Origin of the sequence: Paenibacillus sp. M2, from assembly GCF_046713495.1 — a bacterium.
Taxonomy (GTDB): Bacteria; Bacillota; Bacilli; order Paenibacillales; family Paenibacillaceae; genus Paenibacillus; species Paenibacillus amylolyticus_B.
This window is the reverse complement of record NZ_CP169648.1, coordinates 6665158-6681191: the sequence shown is the minus strand read 5'-3', so window position 1 is coordinate 6681191 and position 16034 is coordinate 6665158. Positions and strand designations below refer to the sequence as shown.

Sequence of the window (16034 nt, the reverse complement as noted above, 5' to 3'; positions counted from 1 at the left end):
TTGACAAAGGCTCTCATCATTCAGTAAAATTAACTGGGATTGCAAGGGTGGCGTGGAAAATGGCCGATTCGAACAAACCAAATTCATCCCGTAACCATGACGATAATGTATGGAAAGCGATGGGACTCGTGACAGCTTTTGGGATCGAGATTGCCATTCTCGCTGTTGCCGGATATTACGCTGGCTCCTGGTTGGACAAGACCATCGGAGGTAACGGAATATGGATCGCCGTAAGCGTTCTCTTTTTTCTTGCGGCAGGCGGTGTAAGCATCTACTTTATCGCGAAAAAAATCATGGGGGAAAGTGATGAGTGAACTAACCAGATACCGCAGATCGATGACTGTTTTCGTCATGTACTTTCTTATGATTTGTTTTCTCGCAGCGGCCTTTATGCCACGTGTGGAGACAATTGCTTTGGGACTGGCCCTGGGTACAGGAGTTAGCTGGATCAATGCATTTTACCTGGGCTACAAAGTAAGGAAAATGTCTGATGATGCGGCAGAAGGTAACTTGAAGCGTGTCAACTTGGGATTTTTGACAAGAGCGGCATTCGCTGTGCTCGGTATATTCATATCGATGCGCTTTCCGCAGTACTTCAATACATATGCGGTTGCAGGCGGTCTCGTCATTGCACAATATTCCTTATTGATTATAGGGATTGTCTATTCCCGCAGAGCAGAATGATGTTAAGGGCTGCAGCTTTCAAGTCGAGAAAGGGGTGAGAAAAATATGCATGAAGCTCCAATTATTATGCTTGGCGGATTTCGACTCGATCTATCGGTTCTGTTGATGCTGGTAGTTACAGGTGCAATTGTTTTTATTTTTGCTGTAGTAGCGACAAGAAGATTATCCGTTGAGAACCCCGGCAAGCTGCAAAATTTTATGGAGTGGGCAGTAGAATTCGTCCGCAATCTGATTTCCAGTACAATGGATATGAAGAAAGGTAAACATTTTATCTCTCTCGCTCTTTCCATGATTATGTTCATTTTTGTAGGGAATATGCTAGGTCTTCCGCTCGTGGCTGTATCTGAAGTAACTGATGTTAATCAGGCTCAGGTATTCGGTCAGCCGATAGTTACAGCGGTGGAGGCGTTTGATAAAGCGCATGCCAAGGACCCGGAAGCTCACCCTCACGTTGAACTGGCTTGGTGGAAATCACCGACAGCCGATCTGTCTGTAACAATGGGACTCGCTCTCGTAGCGTTCCTTGTATCTCATGGACTCGGATTGTTCCGTAATACTAAAGGATATCTCCAGCATTACCTTAAGCCATTCGCCTTGTTCTTGCCAATCAACTTGATTGAGACGGCATCCAAGCTATTGACACATGGTATGCGTCTATTCGCGAATATCTTCGCAGGTGAGGTACTGATCGCAACGATCCTGAAACTGACCACATTCAAAGTGTTTGGTGCTATTGCAGCGATTCCGCTGCTCATGGTGTGGCAAGGTTTTAGTATCTTTATCGGTGCGATCCAGGCATTTGTATTTGTTATCTTGATGATGGTGTACATTTCACAGAGCATCGAGACGCACGATGAGCATTAAGTTTCAAGCCCTACGAAGGTTACTTCACAGGCTGAACAATAAAAAATTCGATTTATCATTTTAAGGAGGATATACAAATGGGAGCAATGGCATTAATCGCAGCAGCAATTGTTGCAGGACTGGGCGCGTTTGGCGCAGGTATTGGTAACGGTATGGTAATCAGCAAAACGGTGGAAGGTATTGCCCGTCAACCGGAAGCAAAATCCACTCTTCAAACAACAATGTTTATCGGTGTAGGTTTGATCGAGGTATTGCCGATCATCGGTGTGGTACTCGCGTTCATGTTCTACGGTATGGCTTAATTAAATTTTAAAGGTTTGGCGGGGAAGGCCATAGCCATCCGCGCCTTCTTTTTAGGTGATGTCCGTTCTAACGGATGACGTTTCAAGGATACCTCCAGGAAGGAGTGAACAGATTGAGTTTCATATGGGAAAATACGCTTCTTGCGATTGTAGCATTTGCAATTTTATATTGGCTGCTTAGCCGTTATGCCTTCGGGCCTTTGTTCTCCATTATGGAAAAACGTCGTGAACTCGTGATGACGCAGATGAATGAGGCTGCACAGACTCGGGAACAGGCCATTGCCTATGTGGAGGAACAAAAACAAGCTCTTGAGCAAGCACGTCAAGATGCTTACGACATCATTGAACAGTCCAAACAAACAGGTGGCAAACAAGCTGAATCGATTTTGGCTGATGCAAAAGCTGAAGCTAATCGTCTGAAAGACGATGCAGTACGCGAAATCGAGAGCGAGAAGAACAAAGCAGTCGCAGCACTTCGCAGCGAACTGGGTACAGCTTCCGTTCAGATTGCATCCAAGTTGATCAAAAAAGAAGTTGAGAACGGTCCTGCACAAGAAGAGCTTGTGAACCAATACCTCAATGAGGTAGGAGGCCGACAATGAGCCGCGATACGATTGTTGCCAAACGTTATGCGAAAGCATTGTTCGAAGTTGCACTTCAGCAACAGCAGGTGCTTGAGGTTGAACAGGAACTGGTTGCAGTAGTCAGTGCATTGACCGGAGATGCAGATATCGAGAAATTTATCGTATCCCCTAATATTTCTGATGAAGCCAAGCAGAACGTAATTCACTCAAGTCTTGATGGCAAGGTATCCGATTCAGTCCTTCGTACAGTCTTGTTGTTGATTGAGCGCGGACGCGTTGAATTGCTGGGAGACTTGCTGAATGATTATCGGAAGATCCAAGGTGAGTCGCTGGGCATCGCTGATGCACGTGTCTACTCGACTTATGCATTGAATGATGAAGAAAAAGAAGCGGTAGCCCGTGAATTCGGTGGCCGTGTGAATAAAAAGATTCGTATCGAGAACATTGTTGATCCGACTCTGCTGGGCGGATTGAAAGTCGCCATTGGCGATACGATCTATGACGGCAGCTTGGCTGGCAAGCTCGAACGTCTTGAGCAGTCTTTTAACAGACGAGTACAGTAGATTGGGGTGAGGACACTTGAGTATCAAACCAGAAGAAATCAGTACATTAATTAAGAGCCAAATCGAACAATACAAGACCGATATCGATGTAGTCGAAGTCGGAACGGTAATCGAGGTTGGTGATGGTATCGCTCGTGTTTACGGACTTGAGAACGTCATGTCCAACGAGTTGGTTGAATTCCCAAGCGGTGTTATGGGACTCGCCATGAACGTCGAAGAAAGCAATGTCGGTGTCGTTATCCTGGGACCTTACTACGATATTCGTGAAGGTGACCAAGTGAAACGTACGGGTCAAATCATGCAAGTGCCTGTAGGCGAAGCATTGATTGGACGCGTTGTGAACCCGCTCGGTATTCCTGTAGATGGCAAAGGGCCAATCGCTACAACGGAATTCCGTCCGGTTGAAGGTAAAGCACCAGGCGTAATGGATCGTAAATCGGTTCATGAGCCGATGCAAACAGGGATCAAAGCCATTGATGCAATGGTTCCAATCGGTCGTGGACAACGTGAGTTGATCATCGGTGACCGTCAAACAGGTAAAACATCCATCGCGATTGATGCGATCCTGAACCAAAAAGGTAGCGGCATGAAGTGTATCTATGTGGCTATTGGTCAGAAGCAGTCTACGGTTGCTCAAGTTGTGGAAACTCTTCGTCGTAAAGGCGCAATGGAGTACACAATCGTTGTAACTGCAGCAGCTTCCGATCCATCACCACTCTTGTACATCGCACCGTATTCCGGTTGTTCGATGGGTGAGTACTTCATGTACAAAGGCGAGCACGTTCTGGTTATCTATGATGACTTGACCAAACAAGCCTCTGCATATCGTGAGCTTTCCTTGTTGCTTCGTCGTCCACCAGGCCGTGAGGCTTATCCGGGTGACGTCTTCTACCTGCACTCCCGTTTGCTGGAGCGTGCTGCGAAGCTGAATGATGAACTTGGTGGTGGTTCTTTAACCGCACTGCCGTTTATTGAAACACAAGCTTCCGACGTATCTGCATACATCCCAACGAACGTAATCTCCATCACGGACGGACAAATCTTCCTGGAAGCTGACTTGTTCAATGCTGGACAACGCCCGGCGATCAACGTAGGTATTTCCGTATCCCGTGTCGGTGGTTCTGCTCAGATCAAAGCGATGAAAAAGGTTGCAGGTTCACTGCGTCTCGACCTCGCTCAATATCGTGAGCTTCAAGCGTTCTCCCAGTTCGGTTCCGATCTGGATAAAGCGACTCAGGCCCGCCTGAATCGTGGTGCGCGTATGATGGAAATCCTGAAGCAAGGTGTTAACCAGCCTCTGCCTGTTGAACAACAGGTTGTCAGCTTGTACACTGCGGTTAAAGGATTCCTGGATGAGATTCCAACAGGTGATGTTACTCGTTTCGAGCGTGAGTTCCTCGCGTTCATGGAGAGCAGCCATCCGGAGATTCTTGCATCCATCCGTGATACTAAAGAATTGACTGCAGACAACGAAAATGCACTGAAAGGTGCAATTGAGAAGTTCAGAAAGAGCTTTGCTGTCTCTGTCTAAATAAATGATTGCAGGTGCGGAGTTGTCTAACTGATTCCGCATGTCTGCATGTAATACTTTGACTCTGTCAAAAAAGATGATGCTTACGATGTAGTTTTGACTCTGTCAAAACTAGTGGTGATGCTTACGAAGTAACTTTGACTCCGTCAAAGTAGGGTTGTGCTTACGATGTAGTTTTGACTTTGTCAAAACTTTAAGGTGGTGAAATCATGGCAAAAGGCATGCGCGAAATTAAGCGGCAAATTAAAAGCGTACAAAGCACCAAGCAGATCACCAAAGCAATGGAGATGGTAGCTGCTGCAAAACTGCGTAAAGCGCAGGAAAAAGCGGAAGCAGCCCGTCCTTATTCGGAGAAACTGAAAGAAGTTGTAGCGAGTATTGCATCAAGCACGCAAGGTATACAGCATCCGATGCTGGAGAGCCGTCCGGTCAAAAAGACAGCTTACCTGATCATTACATCGGACCGTGGTCTTGCAGGTGGATACAATGCGAACGTTTTGCGTCAAGTTAATCAGACGCTCAAAGAACGCCACAACTCTCAGGATGATTACGAATTGTTCGTCATTGGACGTAAAGGACGCGATTACTTCAGACGTCGTGAAATTGCGATGGCATCCACAACAACGGATCTGTCGGATTCGCCTTCATTTGCAGACATCAAATCCATCGCACACGAAGCTGTTCATGGGTTTGAACTGGCTGAATTTGATGAATTGTACATTTGTTATAACCGCTTTGTGAATGCGTTGACCCAGATTCCTACGGTAGAGAAACTTCTTCCGATGGAAACACCTGAGGTAACTGCTGCGGAAGGACCAACGGCAAGCTACGAATACGAGCCGTCTGCTGAGGCTGTACTGGAGGTTCTGCTTCCGCGTTACGCGGAAACGCTGATCTATGGTGCACTTCTGAACGGTAAGGCAAGTGAGCTCGGCGCGAAAATGACGGCAATGGGTAATGCAACCAAAAATGCATCCAAACTCATTAACGACTTGTCATTGACATACAACCGTGCCCGTCAAGCGGCGATTACGCAGGAGATTACGGAAATTGTGGCAGGTGCCAACGCAGCACAAGGCTAACCGTTTTTTTATTAATGAAGGCTTGCAGAGCAAAGATAAACGAACGGTACATTATTTTTGCAAAAGTAGCAGGCTTGTAGGAGGGGAACGTTAAGATGAACAAAGGACGCGTTGTGAGCATCATGGGTCCGGTTGTTGACGTCGAGTTTGATCGCGGCGGTCTGCCGGAAATCCTCAATGCCATTACGATCACTACAGTAAGTGAGAGCGGCGTTAGTGTAAACCTTACACTCGAAGCTTCGAAACATCTGGGTGACAACCGAGTACGTTGTATTGCGATGTCCTCCACGGATGGACTTGTTCGTGGTATGGAAGCTTTAGATACAGGAGCACCAATCTCTGTACCCGTCGGAGAAGCAACACTGGGTCGTGTATTTAACGTACTCGGCGAAGCAATTGATACTGGCGGTGCCGTAGCTGCTGAGCACAAGAACCCGATTCACCGTTCAGCACCTGCATTTGATGAACTGACTACCCAAGCAGAGATGCTGGAGACAGGAATCAAAGTTATCGACTTGCTTGCTCCTTACGCTAAAGGTGGTAAAATCGGTCTCTTCGGTGGTGCCGGTGTAGGTAAGACGGTAACCATTCAGGAATTGATCAACAACATCGCACAAGAGCACGGCGGTATCTCCGTATTTGCGGGTGTTGGTGAGCGTACACGTGAAGGTAATGACTTGTATCACGAGATGAGTGATTCCGGCGTTATCAACAAAACAGCAATGGTCTTCGGACAAATGAACGAGCCTCCAGGCGCACGTCTTCGTGTAGCCCTCACAGGTCTGACGATGGCGGAATACTTCCGTGATGAAGAAGGCCGTGACGTGTTGCTCTTTATCGATAATATCTTCCGTTTCACCCAAGCGGGTTCAGAAGTATCTGCCTTGCTTGGACGTATGCCTTCCGCGGTAGGTTACCAACCTACACTGGCAACAGAAATGGGTCAACTGCAAGAACGTATCACATCAACGAAAAAAGGTTCTGTAACATCCATCCAGGCTATCTACGTGCCTGCGGATGACTACACTGACCCGGCTCCTGCAACGACGTTTGCCCACTTGGATGCAACGACGAACCTGGAGCGTAAAATTTCCGAGATGGGTATCTACCCTGCGGTAGATCCACTGGCTTCCAGCTCCCGGATCTTGTCCCCTGAAGTTGTAGGTGAAGAACACTACAGCGTAGCTCAAGGCGTTAAACGTATCTTGGCACGTTACAATGAATTGCAAGATATCATTGCAATCCTGGGTATGGACGAGTTGAGTGAAGAAGACAGAGCGCTTGTATACCGTGCTCGTAAAATCCAACGTTTCTTGTCCCAGCCTTTCCACGTTGCTGAAGCATTTAACGGTATTCCGGGTAAATACGTTCCAGTTAAAGAAACGGTGCGCAGCTTTAAAGAGATTCTCGAAGGTAAGTATGATGATCTTCCGGAAGCAGCTTTCCTCTTTGTTGGTACAATTGAAGAGGCAGTGGAGAAAGCCAAAACACTGGTTTAGTCTGAATCCAGGATTGTCCTTATGAAGCGGGCTATCCTTCGGATATTTCAGGAGGGATGGAATTGAGCACCTTTTTGTTGGAAATCGTAACACCTGAGCGTTTGGTCTATTCAGAACAGGTGAATAGCATTACGGCTCGTGGTATTGAAGGGGAACTGGGCATTCTGCCAGGTCATATTCCTATGGTTACACCTTTGCAGATTGCACCGATCTATATCCATAACGGAAAAGAAAATAAACGAGTTGCTATCGGTGGCGGGTTTATCGAAGTACGTAAAGATAAGGTTGTTGTACTCGCAGAGAGTGCTGAATTCCCGGAAAGCATTGATGTGGATCGTGCGCGTGCGGCGAAAGAGCGGGCAGAACGTCGGCTTGCAAGCCAAAGCAATCAGGACCACTTTGATCACCGTCGTGCAGAGATTGCGCTGCAAAAAGCGGTTAACCGGATTAATGTGTTCGGCAAATAAACGATTCTTGGAAGCCTGGCGGCTTAGTCTGCCGGGCTTTTTTGAGTTTGTTTGATAGAATTGTTTTATCGAATATATCAAAATGGCTGACCACAAATCCATCTTATCCCTCCAGTAATAAGAAGTATTTTAAGCAAAATATTCACCGATTATGAGGATTTGAATAGAATGTAGGACTAAAGTAGTGGGCGCATTTACCACTAAGAGAACCATTTTTTTCATGAGTAAATTTAAATTATTTCCGAGGAAATGACAGAATCGATATCGAAATAGCGCTCTTTTATGTCGTTTTAGTCACAAAATCCCGGCATTTTAAAATTAAAATATTTTAGAAGTGGAAATCAATGTAATTGACAATGTATGATGAAAGAGCCTATATTCCATAGAGTCAGCAGAAGCAGGAAGCTGCGTAGTAGATTCCATAGTCATGCACAGCCGCATTGTTGCTGCTCGGTGATTGGGCATCAGGAGATTCCTGCCTGGCAGGAGTAAATCTGACAGTACGCTCAGCATGTTATCCTCAATACATTCTATGCTAACAAGTTATGGGTGTTGGGCATATGATATGCTGATCGCTGCAACAAATGTGGAGGTAATGAATATATGGATACTGATCTGACGAATCAGGTGAACCAGGCGCTAAGCACCAACGGCTTGGTCTCAATTATCGTCTCCCTGTTATGTATTGCGTTGTCTTGGTGGGCTTTGACAAATCTCAAACTGGATTTAATCATCAGGCAACCACGGGGTGCTCAGGGAAGATTGTTGCATTTGTTGCTCGCCATCATTTTGGGGCATGCCGTTGCTGGCTTTGTCATTGACTACTTGTCCTGGACTCAAATGTTGCGTAATTTGTTTTAATGTTGAGATGGTTGGTTAATCATCTGTTAGGTTCTTCAAGCTGCTCATTGTCGAATAACATCGATTAATTGTGTTAACAATTAGAGTATGAGTTGTCGGTAAAGAAATTAAGAAAAAAATGTGACGTAAAATTGGATGAATTTGAGATGTTTTATGTAAAAATGCTTGTATCGTACAATTCAACAATGTTATGATGGAAGTTAGGGAATTCACAATTGTTCACTTATTTTGTAGTTATAAACGGGATATCCGGTTCATGCCGGCTAATAACCATCCCACTCTGTCTGTTCTGATGCTCTGCTTGCTTGTAAGACACTGATTTTACATGCTGAATAGCAAGATGCACGGCACATGGTATCATTGATATGGATTATAAAAACCAATTCTTTTCTGAACAGACATCTGTGGCAATATGCCAGAATATGTCGAAATTCCACACACAGCAACAGTCCTTTCTACACACAGTGGGGCTTACGTATTCCGGAATGAAGAAAAGGGAATAAAAGCGCGGAGGGAACCATGATGAGCAAATTTATCGTCCGCGGTGGCAAAAGGTTGACCGGAAGTGTCAAAGTTAGCGGCGCTAAAAATTCTGTTCTTCCGATCATCGCTGCCTCTCTCTTAGGGGAAGAAGGACAAAGCGTTATTATTGACGCGCCTCCTCTAGACGATGTGATGACGATTAACAAGGTGTTGGAATCGCTGGGAGCGGGAGTTACATACCGGGACGAAGTGATTACCGTAAATGCGGAGAAACTTACTTCCTGTGAAGCCCCGTATGAATGGGTGAGTAAAATGCGGGCGTCTTTCTTGGTCATGGGACCTTTGTTGACTCGAATGGGTCATACAAGAATCTCACTTCCTGGTGGATGTGCCATCGGTACACGGCCTATTGATCAGCATTTGAAAGGTTTTGAAGCCATGGGCGCAGAGATCAGCTTGGGCCAAGGTTATATCGAAGCTCGTAGCCAAGGACGGTTGCGTGGCGCGAAAATTTATCTGGATGTGGCTTCCGTAGGTGCCACTCAAAATATTATGATGGCTGCAACATTGGCTGAAGGTGTAACTGTTCTGGAGAACGCGGCAAAAGAACCTGAGATTGTGGATCTTGCCAACTTCCTGAATGGAATGGGTGCCATCGTACGTGGTGCTGGTACTGGGGTGATCCGCATCGAAGGTGTGGAGAAACTGACAGGTGTTACACACACCGTTATTCCGGATCGCGTGGAAGCTGGTACGTATATGGCTGCTGCTGCAATTTCTGGTGGTGACGTGTATATCGAAGGTGCAATCTCTGATCATTTAGGCTCCGTTATTGCGAAGCTTGAAGAGATGGGTGTAACAATCCAACCGGATGAGAATGGCGTGCGTGTAATCGCAGACCGTCCTCTTAAGGCTGTGGATGTGAAAACACTACCTTACCCAGGATTCCCGACAGATATGCAATCCCAGATGATGGCACTCTTGCTTGCATCTGAAGGAACAAGTGTGGTGACAGAGACTGTTTTTGAAAACCGATTCATGCATGTGGATGAATTCCAATTGATGAATGCGGAGATCAAAGTTGAAGGACGTTCGTCCATCATCACAGGTAATGCCAAACTGAAGGGTGCCAAAGTAACGGCTACCGATTTGCGTGCGGGTGCCGCACTCATTATTGCAGGTCTTGTTGCTGAAGGTACAACGGAAGTGGGCGGTACTCATCACATAGACCGTGGTTATGTACATCTCGCTGAGAAGCTTAATGGACTTGGCGCTGACATCTATCGGATCTCGGTTGATGAGCCTAAGCTGGAAGCAACCAAAGCACCTAGTGAAAAAGTGGAGAAAGAAGTACCAATGTTTAAGGTGCAACCAACTTTGGCTTAACACTGGATTGATTAGAAAAAATATGATCCCCCTATGATGAGTCACACAGTTGTGTGGATTATGAATGTGAAGGGACGTATATTGTAAAAAATGATAAAGCTAAGCCATCTGGCTTGGCTTTTTTTGTGTTTACTTTTAAGAAGACAACGAGATATTTGATACCTGATTCTATTAATAGCTGGTCCTAACCTTGTATAGCATAACATCGTATTCTGTATCGATTCCGAACCAAATGAAAGAGTGTAATTTATATAGGGTGTCGGTTCCAATTAAACACCGGTATTCAGCGACAGATCAACGTTTCTAAGATGTAGATAGCAAAAGAAAACAGGAAATTGAACAGAACGAAAAGGGCCTCGTTTCTCTCAAATCAGGTTCTATCAGATCAAGTCAGCTCATAACCTAAACTATGGATTTGAACAACACGACCGGCACATGACCGGCCATAGATAATGGAGGGTTATATTCGAATGAAAGAAGCTCGTGTACAGGTAAAGGTACCCCTTGTCCCTCGTCCAGGTATGCAAGAGCCGGAGGGGAATACCGTTTCTGGAGTGGAAAAAGACAAGCCTGCCCCATCGAACCAGAGGACTGTTCCATCACAGTCTGCAAAATCATCAAACCCAGGACGGGTGTCGGCAGATGAACTGAACCGAAAGACAACCGAGCATATTCATATACCCGTTATTGAGCTGGACCAGTTCCGCCGAGTGAAGCGTCGCCGAATGCGGACATTTGGACGAAAACCCCGATGGGGACGCAATACGAAGCGATGGCAACCCGCTGCCGCTGTATCTGCCTTATTGGCAATGGCGTTGCTGATTCCGGTAATGCTGGTATGGCCGCGGACAAGTGAATTACCAAAGCCGATCCCTGCTCCAACAGATGCCAACAGTACAAGAACCCCAGCACCTTCGCCAGCCGTTCCTGTGACCTACCCTGAACCTAAAGTGCGTGTATACCTGTCTGCAACGGGCACAACGATGAATCTGCCATTGGAAGACTATGTTACGGGGGTGGTGGCAGCTGAGATGCCGGCGGAATTCAGACTGGAGGCGTTAAAGGCGCAGGCAATAGCTGCTCGTACATTTATCGTGCGTAGGTTAGCAGCGAGGGATACAAGCGGTGTTCCATCGGGTGCGGCGGATGTGACGGATACGGTCAGCCATCAGGTGTTTAATCCGCCAGATCAGGTGAAAGCGGATTGGACGCGTCTAGGGAAGGCGAAGGAATGGGAGAAGCTGCAACAGGCTGTCCGCGAAAGTCGAGATACGGTGATGACATATCAGGGTAAGGCGATCACCGCATCCTTTTTTTCCACAAGTAATGGGTATACCGAGAATGCGGAGGATGTGTGGGGGAACGCTGTGCCGTATCTGCAAAGTGTAGACAGTCCGTGGGACAAAAACCTGGCACCAGGATTCAAGCAGACCGTCACTATGAAGCGTAACGAAATTCTACAGAAGTTGAATCTGGATGCCATTCCGGTTACCGCCCAGAAGGGTGGATCGTGGATGGAAGTATTGTCTACAACCAAAGGACATCGGATTAAGGAAATGCAGATTGCAGGTGAAACATTCAGCGGACCCGAAGTTCGCAAACTGCTCGGATTAAGATCCAGCCAGTTCAGTTGGAAGAGCACAGGTGACGAGGTCCAAATTACAACGTATGGATACGGACATGGGGTTGGCATGAGCCAGTGGGGAGCAAACGGCATGGCGCAGGAAGGACACACGGCCACCCAGATTCTCAAACACTACTATACAGGCATCTCATTCGGACAGGCATCCAAGATGCTGGCATTGAAGTAGGAAGATGAACACCGATGGATAGATAAATGCTTTGACGCATGAGGACGTCAGGAAAGCCTTAGTCGGCCGGTATCCAGTCACATCCTATATCATTTCGCTTTCTGCTAGTAAACTCACTTCTGAGAAGGATTGGTCATTAAGCCAATTCGCGCTTTTTACCAACCGCCCTTTCCGGAGTTTTTAAGACTTGGCTATATATGCGGAGAGTGCTAGCGTATGCAGAGCGCAGGGGGCAGAAAAGACCTGTAGAAGCAAAGCGTCCGCCTTTACTACCGGATTTCACCTTTGAAGAAGGTGATAGAAGAAATCTGGTAGTAACCAGCGGTGGAAAGGTTTTCTGGCCCCGAAGCGGTGAACGAACTAACACTCATCATCTCCAATATATATAGCACTCTCTGAAACCTCCGTGAAAATAATTAGAGTCGCGCGTGTATAAAAGAGTTGCACCCGGTAACACTTGTTACTGAGGTGATTAACATGAATGAACAAAACAAAAAAACAATCCAAGAAGAAACTCCTAAAACAACTCAAGGAGTACCGGCTAGTCAGCCCTCTTCATGGAAAAGAGCAATGTCCAAACGCTGGGTCTTCCCGGCAGCCTACATCGCAGCAGCAGGCATTATACTAACCTTAGTGTGGGTCTATCAGGGCACAGGCGACAAAACGCTGAACTCGGACCCTGCTAGCGGGGTAGTAGAAACAGGTGCATCGGCGGGTACAGAAGGAACAGCAGTAGGTGGAGAAGAAAGTGTGGAAGTTGTTGCAAAGTCGGAGAATTTTGTGTGGCCGGTAGCGGTACCGTCCGAAATTTCGGTAGTAAAACCTTTCTATGATAGCGAAGCTTCAACCGAGGAACATGAAGCGGCAATGGTGCAGTACAATGATACATTCATCCCGAACACGGGTGTGGATCTGGCACGTGGGGATAACAAAACGTTTGAAGTCAAAGCAGCACTCGCCGGTAAAGTTACCCGGGTTGAGCAAAATCCGCTCACAGGTCAAGTTGTGGAAATCACACACAGCGATAACCTGAAGACGGTGTACCAAAGCTTGGCAGACGTCAAAGTGAAACAGGACGACGAAGTGAAACAGGGAGATGCGATTGCATCCGCTGGCGTCAATGAATTGGGTAAAACGCTTGGCAATCACCTTCACTTTGAAGTGTACGAAGACGGACAGCCAGTTAACCCGCAAGGATATCTTCCGGAAAAATAAATGAATTTTACCGCAGCAACATGATGGGCAGAGGGGTTGAACCTCTGCTCTTTTTGTGCTTTTCAGAAAATAATGGGACCTTCGAAGCTTGTCACACCTCTAAACCGCGAATATATAGGCATGCTCCTCATATAATGTACCAAACTATCCACACAGTAGGGAGGCGGGAGCGTGCACGATTACATCAAGGAACGGACCATCAAAATTGGTCGCTGCATTGTTGAGACGAGGAATACGGTCCGTACCATAGCCAAAGAATTCGGCGTGTCAAAGAGTACTGTGCATAAGGATCTGACGGAGCGTCTGCCGGAAATCAACCCTGATCTTGCTGACCAGGTGAAACACATTTTGGAGTATCACAAGTCCATCCGCCATTTGCGGGGCGGTGAAGCGACCAAAATTAAATACAAAAAAACGAGTGGCAAGAAACGTGAGGTGTTGGCTTCCGCCAAATCGTAAGCATCTTCACAAAGACGTAGGCCAAAAAGCTCACACATGCATTGAATCCCTCCCCTGAAGTATGATATGTTAAATGCTGGTACAGGATCGAATTATGACATCTTATCAGCCCGATTTTTACATATATATGTTGCACTTTGTCGAACGAGCGGTGACGTGATAAGGGACTCTTTTTCACAGGATACGCTGACCAAATAATATCACTTTGGGGGCTCTTTTATGTTTAGCAAGGATATCGGTATTGATCTTGGCACGGCCAACGTGCTTATTCACGTGAAAGGAAGTGGGGTTGTCCTCGATGAACCTTCCGTCGTGACCATTGAAAGAGATACGAAGCGTGTCCTTGCTGTTGGGGAAGAAGCGCGTCGTATGGTGGGGCGTACTCCAGGTAACATTGTTGCCATTAGACCGCTGCGTGACGGCGTTATTGCGGACTTCGAGATTACAGAAGCGATGCTCAGACATTTCATTAATCGTGTGGGTGCAAGAAGCTGGTACAGCCACCCTCGAATTTTGATCTGTGCACCAACGAACATTACTTCCGTGGAGCAGAAGGCCATCCGTGAGGCGGCAGAACGCAGCGGTGCCAAAGAAGTGTTTCTGGAAGAAGAGCCGAAAGCGGCAGCGATCGGTGCGGGAATGGATATTTTTCAGCCGAGCGGCAATATGGTCGTGGATATCGGCGGCGGTACGACTGACGTTGCAGTCCTGTCTATGGGCGACGTGGTCACCGCCTCTTCTATTAAAGTCGCAGGGGACAAGTTCGACGAAGCCATTATCAAGTTTATCAAAGCCAAGTACAAGCTCATGATCGGTGAACGGACCGCTGAAGATCTCAAAATTGCGATTGGTTCCGTGCATCCGGATGGAGGCCAAACGGAGATGGATATTCGCGGACGCGATATGGTATCCGGTCTGCCAGTTACCGTAACGGTATCGGGAAAAGAAGTACAGGAAGCGCTGTGGGATTCCGTGCAATCTATCATCGTCGCAGCGAAGTCGGTATTGGAACGTACACCGCCTGAATTGTCAGCGGACATTATCGACCGTGGTGTTGTATTGACTGGTGGAGGTGCATTGCTGAACGGACTGGACGAGCTTTTGTCCAATGAATTGCATGTACCGGTATGGGTTGCGGAAGATCCAATGCACTGTGTCGTGAAGGGGACAGGCATAATGCTTAATAATTTGGATCAGGTGGTTAAGAAAAAGTTCTAATCTGCCGATATAAATAGCAAAGGTTCGCCATGCTCGGAAAGCAGAACGGACAAGCAGCCAACCTGTGATGCAGGTCAAGCGCTTGAGGAGAGGGGTTAATTCATGTTAAGAGGTCTGTACACCGCTACTGCGGGAATGATTACGCAACAACGCCGCCATGACACAGCAACACAGAATATCGTAAATATGAACACCACGGGATACAAACAGGTGAACAGCGTAAGCCGTTCCTTCCCGGAAATGCTCATTACTTTGGTAGGCGGAGATGCAAATCTTCCAACAAAGCGGCTGGGCAAGCTGAACACGGGGGTGTTCGCGGAAGAGAGTTTGTCCATGAATTTGCAGGGGACCATTATGGAGACTGGGCAGAAAAATGATTTTTCCATTTCATCCAATATGACTGTCAATGATCCGCAGACTGGACAACCTGTCCCGTTTGACGCATCAGGCAAATTTGTACGGGCCGACGGCACGGTGACTTACCAGCCTCAGGCGTATTTTACAGTTCAGGATGCAGAAGGTAACACCGGATATACACGCGATGGTCACTTCGAGATTACAGGAACGGGACAATTGCTGAGTTCAACAGGTTCACAAGTGTTGGATAATAATGGACAACCCGTAGTGTTGACAGGTTCCGTAGAGCAATTTAAAGTGGATGAGCAAGGTCGTCTCGTGGATGCAGCAACAGGTGCACCAACAGGGGTTACTCTCGGAATTAGTGTCATTGACCAGCCGAATCAACTGGTTCGTCAAGGTGATGGCAATTTCAGTCTTAGTGATGCAAACGGGGCAACGTCACGGATGATGGCTGCCGGTGATAATGTGCAGATCCGTCAGGGTTACCTGGAAGGCTCTAATGTCGATGCCTCACAGGCAACGGTTGATATGAACGCCGCATTCCGTGCGTATGAAGCAAACCAGAAGATCGTACAATTCTACGACCGCAGTCTGGATAAAGCCGTCAATGAAGTCGGGCGTGTATAACGCCGACGTTTAAATATAACCGCGCAGCGGGAGGGTAC

17 protein-coding genes are annotated in these 16034 nt (G+C 47.0%); all 17 read left to right on the top strand.

Annotated features, from left to right (window positions below):
• The first annotated feature begins 59 nt into the window (after window positions 1–59).
• Window positions 60–314, top strand: coding sequence for an AtpZ/AtpI family protein (locus ACETMN_RS30475; RefSeq protein WP_017691931.1), 255 nt, complete (start codon window positions 60–62; stop codon window positions 312–314).
• Window positions 307–684 carry an ATP synthase subunit I gene (locus ACETMN_RS30470; protein WP_017691932.1) on the top strand — a complete coding sequence of 126 codons (378 nt, stop codon included), beginning with the start codon at window positions 307–309 and terminating at the stop codon, window positions 682–684. The genes ACETMN_RS30475 and ACETMN_RS30470 overlap by 8 nt, the downstream gene beginning before the upstream one ends.
• A gap of 45 nt (window positions 685–729) precedes the next feature.
• A complete protein-coding gene (gene atpB, locus ACETMN_RS30465) occupies window positions 730–1548 on the top strand; it encodes a F0F1 ATP synthase subunit A (protein ID WP_091012950.1) in 819 nt (272 codons plus the stop codon).
• 77 nt (window positions 1549–1625) lie between these two features.
• Window positions 1626–1850, top strand: coding sequence for a F0F1 ATP synthase subunit C (gene atpE / locus ACETMN_RS30460; protein ID WP_017691934.1), 225 nt, complete (start codon window positions 1626–1628; stop codon window positions 1848–1850).
• A 113-nt stretch (window positions 1851–1963) separates the two neighbouring features.
• Complete coding sequence (gene atpF / locus ACETMN_RS30455; protein WP_036612568.1) at window positions 1964–2452, top strand: F0F1 ATP synthase subunit B; 489 nt, start codon at window positions 1964–1966, stop codon at window positions 2450–2452.
• A complete protein-coding gene (locus ACETMN_RS30450; RefSeq protein ID WP_036612565.1) occupies window positions 2449–2997 on the top strand; it encodes a F0F1 ATP synthase subunit delta in 549 nt (182 codons plus the stop codon). The genes atpF and ACETMN_RS30450 overlap by 4 nt, the downstream gene beginning before the upstream one ends.
• 16 nt (window positions 2998–3013) lie before the next feature.
• Window positions 3014–4528 carry a F0F1 ATP synthase subunit alpha gene (gene atpA, locus ACETMN_RS30445; RefSeq protein ID WP_047840700.1) on the top strand — a complete coding sequence of 505 codons (1515 nt, stop codon included), beginning with the start codon at window positions 3014–3016 and terminating at the stop codon, window positions 4526–4528.
• Window positions 4529–4737: 209 nt separating this feature from the next.
• Complete coding sequence (atpG, locus tag ACETMN_RS30440) at window positions 4738–5610, top strand: ATP synthase F1 subunit gamma (protein WP_036612560.1); 873 nt, start codon at window positions 4738–4740, stop codon at window positions 5608–5610.
• Window positions 5611–5705: 95 nt separating this feature from the next.
• Window positions 5706–7109: a F0F1 ATP synthase subunit beta gene (atpD, locus tag ACETMN_RS30435; RefSeq protein ID WP_047840699.1), complete on the top strand. Its 1404-nt coding sequence runs from the start codon at window positions 5706–5708 to the stop codon at window positions 7107–7109.
• Between the two features lie 62 nt (window positions 7110–7171).
• On the top strand, window positions 7172–7576 hold the full coding sequence (locus tag ACETMN_RS30430) for a F0F1 ATP synthase subunit epsilon (protein WP_036612555.1): 405 nt from the start codon (window positions 7172–7174) through the stop codon (window positions 7574–7576).
• A 603-nt stretch (window positions 7577–8179) separates the two neighbouring features.
• Window positions 8180–8437, top strand: a complete 258-nt coding sequence (locus ACETMN_RS30425; protein WP_017691941.1) for a DUF1146 family protein — start codon at window positions 8180–8182, stop codon at window positions 8435–8437.
• A 522-nt stretch (window positions 8438–8959) separates the two neighbouring features.
• A complete protein-coding gene (gene murA / locus ACETMN_RS30420; RefSeq protein WP_179198408.1) occupies window positions 8960–10306 on the top strand; it encodes a UDP-N-acetylglucosamine 1-carboxyvinyltransferase in 1347 nt (448 codons plus the stop codon).
• A 470-nt stretch (window positions 10307–10776) separates the two neighbouring features.
• Entirely contained in the window at window positions 10777–12117 is a 1341-nt protein-coding gene (gene spoIID, locus ACETMN_RS30415) for a stage II sporulation protein D (RefSeq protein ID WP_091012955.1), read from the top strand.
• A gap of 477 nt (window positions 12118–12594) precedes the next feature.
• The gene (locus tag ACETMN_RS30410) at window positions 12595–13332 is read left to right on the top strand and encodes a M23 family metallopeptidase (RefSeq protein WP_091012958.1); all 738 of its coding nucleotides are present in this window, start codon (window positions 12595–12597) and stop codon (window positions 13330–13332) included.
• A gap of 171 nt (window positions 13333–13503) precedes the next feature.
• Window positions 13504–13791 carry a sporulation transcriptional regulator SpoIIID gene (spoIIID, locus tag ACETMN_RS30405; protein WP_024632710.1) on the top strand — a complete coding sequence of 96 codons (288 nt, stop codon included), beginning with the start codon at window positions 13504–13506 and terminating at the stop codon, window positions 13789–13791.
• A gap of 219 nt (window positions 13792–14010) precedes the next feature.
• Window positions 14011–15009, top strand: a complete 999-nt coding sequence (locus tag ACETMN_RS30400; RefSeq protein WP_076209800.1) for a rod shape-determining protein — start codon at window positions 14011–14013, stop codon at window positions 15007–15009.
• A gap of 102 nt (window positions 15010–15111) precedes the next feature.
• Window positions 15112–15996, top strand: coding sequence for a flagellar hook-basal body protein (locus ACETMN_RS30395; RefSeq protein WP_091012961.1), 885 nt, complete (start codon window positions 15112–15114; stop codon window positions 15994–15996).
• Window positions 15997–16034 lie beyond the last annotated feature (38 nt).